Below are 4,705 nucleotides of genomic sequence, written 5' to 3' on the forward strand. Positions count from 1 at the left end.
CGCTACGACTCCCACCTCCATGCCCGGCTGGCTCTCGACCCCGACCCCCGCGAGCGCGTTTCCGCCTCATCGTGACTACGGCCGTGGGACGATCCCAGAGCCCGCCGGCATCCCCTCGCCATCCGCGCCACACCGAGGAACCCTGTGTCCAGTCGAACAGAACTCCGCTCCATCCTCGCTTCCTACCTCGCCCGACATCCCGCCGAGAGCGCCCGCCTGACCCTCGTAAAAACCGCCCTTGCTGCCGCACACGCGGCCCCGGGCCCCGCTCCAGTGACGTGCAGCGCCCTCGTCGTCGACCGCAGCGGCCGATTCCTGCACGTCCCGAACTCCCCCACCGGATCGGGCCTGCCGGGCACCAGGCCCGAAGACGGCGACCGCAGCCCGCTGGCCACCGCCCTGCGTGCTGTTCACGAGCAGACCGGCATCGGTCCCGGCGACCTCTGCCTCACCCCGCACTACCTCCGAGCTCCGATCGACATCACCCCGGGCCCCGGCACGGCCGGTGAACCGATCGCCGACCTCCGCTTCGCTTTCTACCTCGCCCACACCCCCCACACCGAAGCACCCTGGCGACCCACCGCGGAGCTCGGAAGCAAGGCAGCGGCTCTGGACGGGCAGGCCGTCCCGCTGAACGCCTCCGCGCTCATCCACAACTCCTGCGGCGAGTACCTGCTGCACCTGCGGGATATGCGCGACGGCATCTGGGCCCCGGGCTGCTGGGCCCTGCTGGGCGGCGGCTACGAGCCCGGCGACCTCACCCCCGAGGACACGATCCGCCGCGAACTCCGAGAGGAAGCAGGCATCGTTCCCGAGCAGCTGGAGACGTTCCTCGACGAGGAGATCCGCGACGCCGACGGCCTGACCATGCCCGTACGGATCTTCTCCGCACTCTGGGAAGGCGACCCCGCCCGCCTCCCTCTGACAGAAGGCGTGATGCTGGCCTGGTTCCCCCCGGCCACAGTGCCCCGCCTTCGTCTCGGCGGCGAAACCCTCGATCTGGTCCAACGCCACGCCAGCATAGATCCACTAGTGCGCACCAACTCCCGTAGCAGGTAGGAAACGCCGAGGACCTCGTAGGCGGCGCGGGCGTAGTCGTGCGGGGTGGCGGCAATGCTGTGAACAGAGGCCATGGCGGTGAGCAGCCGGGTGTAGCGGGGGTCCGCAGCGACGGCGTCGGTCTCCTCCAGCAGCTCGAACTTGCGGGGATCGCCGAGGTTGTCGATGTGGATGGGAGTGGTGCGCCCGACGAGAGCACCGTCCAAGTGCAGGTCGTGCTCGACAACGGCGTGCCGGTGCTCCCCGAGGTGAACACCACGGCGCCGGCCGTCTCGCGTCAAAGGGGGTGACGGGATGATCTTGAGTGTTTGGGTCGCCTGCTCGTCGTGCTCGCGCAGCATCCGCATGACGGTGGCGGGTAAGGGGTGCTGCCTCTTCTTCGCGCCGGTGGTGATGACGAGGCGGGTCAGGGCTGCTGGGGCAGTTCTCCGCGGCTCTGGGCGAGCGCGGCGAGCAGCTCGTGGCCCTTCGTGACGAGTTCGGGCAGGGAGACCTGACCGGCGTCGTATTCCTCTTCGTCCTCGCGGCCGTCCATCGTGTCCAAGTGCGTGATGCGCTCGTAGACCAGGAGCGCGGCGGCGCGGATGGCCAGCGCGCAGCGGGGGTCGGTGGTGAACCCCATCAGCTCGCCGGTCTCGAAGCAGGTGATCCAGTGGCGGTGGCCGTCGCTGTGGACCCTGATCCCGCTTCGTTCGCTGTCGATGACGTCGTCGTGGATCACGTCGACGTCGGGGTCGGCGGCCAGGCCCGTGGGGCAGGTGTGCTTGACGTCGAGGCCCTGGAGGAGAAGGTAGCGCAGCATGTCGGCACGCTCTCGTCCCTGTTGCGCGGCGAGGGCGTCGACGGCAGCGAGCAGGTGCGGCTCCAGCGTCATGTCGACCGTCAGGCGGCCTTGCTGTGGCGTGGTGGTGTGCATGAGTGATCCCCACTGGTGGCTGGCGTTGGCAAAGGCGCGAAGGTGCGCGTGGTGCTCCGGCGGGCCGCGGGGACCGGCCGGAGGGGGTCCTTCGTGACGCCCATACTGGTGGGCCTTTTTGCCCGCCTCAGTGGTGCTCGGCTCGCCTTGCGCCACGGCGGTCGAGAGTCCGGACCGGGGGCGGGTGTTGCGCTGGCGTCCCGCGAAGGTCCCACCCGGCGGGGCGGTGGGGCGACCTCGGTCTACGTGCCCACTGTGCCATACCCCGGCTGCGATTTTCTGAGCCGCGCCGGTGTGTCAGTGGCGGGGGATCAGCTTCAGGTAGGGGAGGCCACTGTCGAAGAGGCCGAGGTCTGCGGGCTGCATTCCGGCTGCGGCGAAGCGTCGCCTTCACCGCAGCGATCACGTCCGCCTCCAGCTCCGACGTCACCGGCCCGCCACCGCCGTGCACAAACGTCACCGTCACCATGGACGTCCTGCCCCACGCCTCATCCCGTTGCCCCTTTGACGCGTATCTCGGGCACCCCCTAATTGGCGCCTACGCGCTCTGCGCCCCGGGCCGAGCCCTGAAGCGATCAGGCCGGAAAACCAGGGGTAGTTGTCAGTGGCCGCCCGTACCGTAGCGTCATGCTGTCGCCTATTGGACCCGTGCGCTCCGTGTCTGCCGCGTCCTGGATCAATGCCCGGATTCGGGAGCTGATGGACGAGCCGCGCAGTGAGGAGCGGACGGCCGAGTACCAGCGGTTGCTCACGCTGTGGGCCGAGGCGACCGGACAGCCTTGCGGCGGATCGGGACCGGAGTTCATAACTGCGGCCTGAGCCCCTGAGCAGGGTGCGTTCCGGCTGCACGCCGCATCCGCTCACCGGCAGTCTCGGACCGGGCGCAGCATCATCAGGTCGGCACGGCGGTCAGGCAGGTTCTTGAGGGACTCGACGCCCGGAAACAACTGCCGCCAGCCGGCTCGCCCGCGACTCCACCGTCACCCGCATCAGCGACTTCCGTACCGGGTCCAATCCTGGCGGGTGGCCTGAACCCTCTCGATCGGCGGTTTTACCAGCAGAGCGCCGGAAGCTCCAGGGGTCCGGTCCGCATGGAAAGGCTTCTGCGGTGCATGATCCAGGCCAGGCAGCGCGGCGATCGACAGCGATATCCCGGAGATCGGCATCAACGTCACCGCTCTCGACGACACGAGCAGCTCAGACCTTGTGCCATTCCACGCGCCTTTCCGCGACAACACCGTGCACTGGCTGCCCTCTGTGCCGGAAACCGAGCACAGCACGGCCGGTTGACCGCCTGCCCACGGGTCGGCCACGACTGCAGCGTACGGAAGCCGGGCCTGTGCGGAGAGGGTCAGCGTGTGCGATCGGTCGGCTCGATGCCCGCAGCCCGCAGGTGGGCATAGAGCGTCTTGCGGTCGGGGCCCAGCAAGGCGCTGAGAGCACGGATGTTGACGAAGCCCGCCCTCCACGCGGCTGCCGCGACGTGCCGGCGCGGAATGGGAGGCTCAAGACCGAAAGCCTGAAGGCGTTCCAGGAACACCTCAGGGCGCCACGCGACGGCCCCCTCGGGGCGGCCCTGTGGCCACGCCAGCGCACCTCGCGCCGTACCCGTCAGGTTGGGCACGGTGCCGCGCTGCGCGTCGGACCGCAGCCAGCGCTCGGACGAGTAGGGGACATAGCCGTTAACCGAAAACCACATCGCCCAGCCCGCAGGCAGCTGCGGCTCCTCCTCGCCCCCGACAAGCGCGGCCCCGGCCTGGGCAATCCACTGCGCGGCCTTCGCGGCAGCGGCCTCATCCATGACCTTCGCCCGGTGTGTGCCGGCCTCCACCTGGTCGGCGAAGACAGTTTCGAGCATCCGGCTGTCGGCGAGGAGCGCCAGGAGTCGCTGGAGCTGTCCGTCGCTCAGGCCGGAGGGCAGGGCATAGGTCTGTTGCGGATGCCCCACCGTGCGCGGAGCCTCGATCTCGTCCGCGTCCTCCAGCTGCTCCACGCGGAAGTCGTACTGCGCCACGGGGGCCGGACCGCTCTGCTCCGCTACGCGGTCCCTGGGCCCGGTGGCCTGCACGATCAGCCAGTACTGCTGGCCCGGCAAGGCCTCTGGGAACACGGGCAGCTGAACGTCGTAGTCATAACTCATGAGGAAAACGCTACATGGGGAATTTTCCCCATGTAGCGTTTTCTGTGCTTCCGCCTCCCCAGGTCCGGGCCGGGCTGGCGGTCGCACACAGTGAAGCGGAGCCGGCCACCACGATGTCCGGCCAGCGAGAGACCGGGAGACGCCATGACAGCAGCCGCGGAGGCGCGCCATGGCTTTTGAGCGTTGGTCTCCTCGGCAGTGGATGCGGCGTCGGTGGCGTACGCCTCCTGCTTGGCCCGGGCCGCGGCGTCGCGGAGGGAGGGAGGGCGCGGCCGAGTTTCTGCGGGTGCGCCCTCACAGCCAATCAGCGGGCTTCACGAGCGACACCCCGCACCAGGCACCTTGTTGGGCCTTCTGGGTGCTCGGCTCTGCCACCGTCCCGGCCCGAAGGAGGTCTACGACTGCGCGGGATCGGGACTCTTCGGGGCCGCAGCGGCAATTGAGGTGTAGAAGACCGAACGCCCCTGCTTGCTGCGCTCGACGCGCCCTTGCGCAACCCCCTGCTCCAGGGTGTTGCGCACGACGGCAGCGGGTACCGTGCGTTCCGGGTGTGCCTCGGCAAGCGCCGAGGTCACTTCTGCTGCGGACTT

5 protein-coding genes and 2 pseudogenes are annotated in these 4,705 nt (G+C 69.2%); 2 read left to right on the forward strand and 5 right to left on the reverse strand.

The genetic code is table 11. The features are described 5' to 3' along the window. Positions 1 to 144: 144 nt before the first annotated feature. Positions 145 to 1,059, forward strand: coding sequence for an NUDIX domain-containing protein (locus VN520_RS35305; RefSeq protein WP_325751035.1), 915 nt, complete (start codon positions 145 to 147; stop codon positions 1,057 to 1,059). A 68-nt stretch (positions 1,060 to 1,127) separates the two neighbouring features. Here the strand turns inward: VN520_RS35305 and VN520_RS39785 are convergent. Beyond that, positions 1,128 to 1,406, reverse strand: a pseudogene (locus tag VN520_RS39785) (DUF6354 family protein); the annotation flags it as partial. Between the two features lie 59 nt (positions 1,407 to 1,465). Beyond that, a complete protein-coding gene (locus VN520_RS35315) occupies positions 1,466 to 1,975 on the reverse strand; it encodes a hypothetical protein (RefSeq protein ID WP_325751037.1) in 510 nt (169 codons plus the stop codon). A 627-nt stretch (positions 1,976 to 2,602) separates the two neighbouring features. On the opposite strand from VN520_RS35315, the gene VN520_RS35320 reads away from it, so the two are divergent. Next, the gene (locus VN520_RS35320; protein ID WP_325751038.1) at positions 2,603 to 2,794 is read left to right on the forward strand and encodes a hypothetical protein; all 192 of its coding nucleotides are present in this window, start codon (positions 2,603 to 2,605) and stop codon (positions 2,792 to 2,794) included. Between the two features lie 170 nt (positions 2,795 to 2,964). Here VN520_RS35320 and VN520_RS35325 read toward each other — a convergent pair whose 3' ends face one another. The 3 genes and pseudogenes from VN520_RS35325 to VN520_RS35335 all read right to left on the reverse strand — a co-directional run. Continuing rightward, entirely contained in the window at positions 2,965 to 3,288 is a 324-nt protein-coding gene (locus VN520_RS35325; protein ID WP_325751039.1) for a hypothetical protein, read from the reverse strand. A 38-nt stretch (positions 3,289 to 3,326) separates the two neighbouring features. After that, positions 3,327 to 4,115 (reverse strand): hypothetical protein, encoded by a 789-nt coding sequence (locus VN520_RS35330; protein ID WP_325751040.1) that lies wholly within the window; start codon positions 4,113 to 4,115, stop codon positions 3,327 to 3,329. Positions 4,116 to 4,510: 395 nt separating this feature from the next. After that, positions 4,511 to 4,705: pseudogene (locus VN520_RS35335) on the reverse strand (hypothetical protein); the annotation flags it as partial.

The sequence above is a fragment of the Streptomyces sp. genome, assembly GCF_035563135.1.
In the GTDB taxonomy this organism is placed as follows: Bacteria; Actinomycetota; Actinomycetes; order Streptomycetales; family Streptomycetaceae; genus Streptomyces.

What these genes read in the sequence shown, in the direction of transcription:
- VN520_RS35330 (WP_325751040.1), bottom strand. Translation starts at nt 4,115, where the DNA reads ATGAGTTATGACTACGACGTTCAGCTGCCCGTGTTCCCAGAGGCCTTG.
- VN520_RS35315 (WP_325751037.1), bottom strand. Translation starts at nt 1,975, where the DNA reads ATGCACACCACCACGCCACAGCAAGGCCGCCTGACGGTCGACATGACG.
- VN520_RS35320 (WP_325751038.1), top strand. Translation starts at nt 2,603, where the DNA reads ATGCTGTCGCCTATTGGACCCGTGCGCTCCGTGTCTGCCGCGTCCTGG.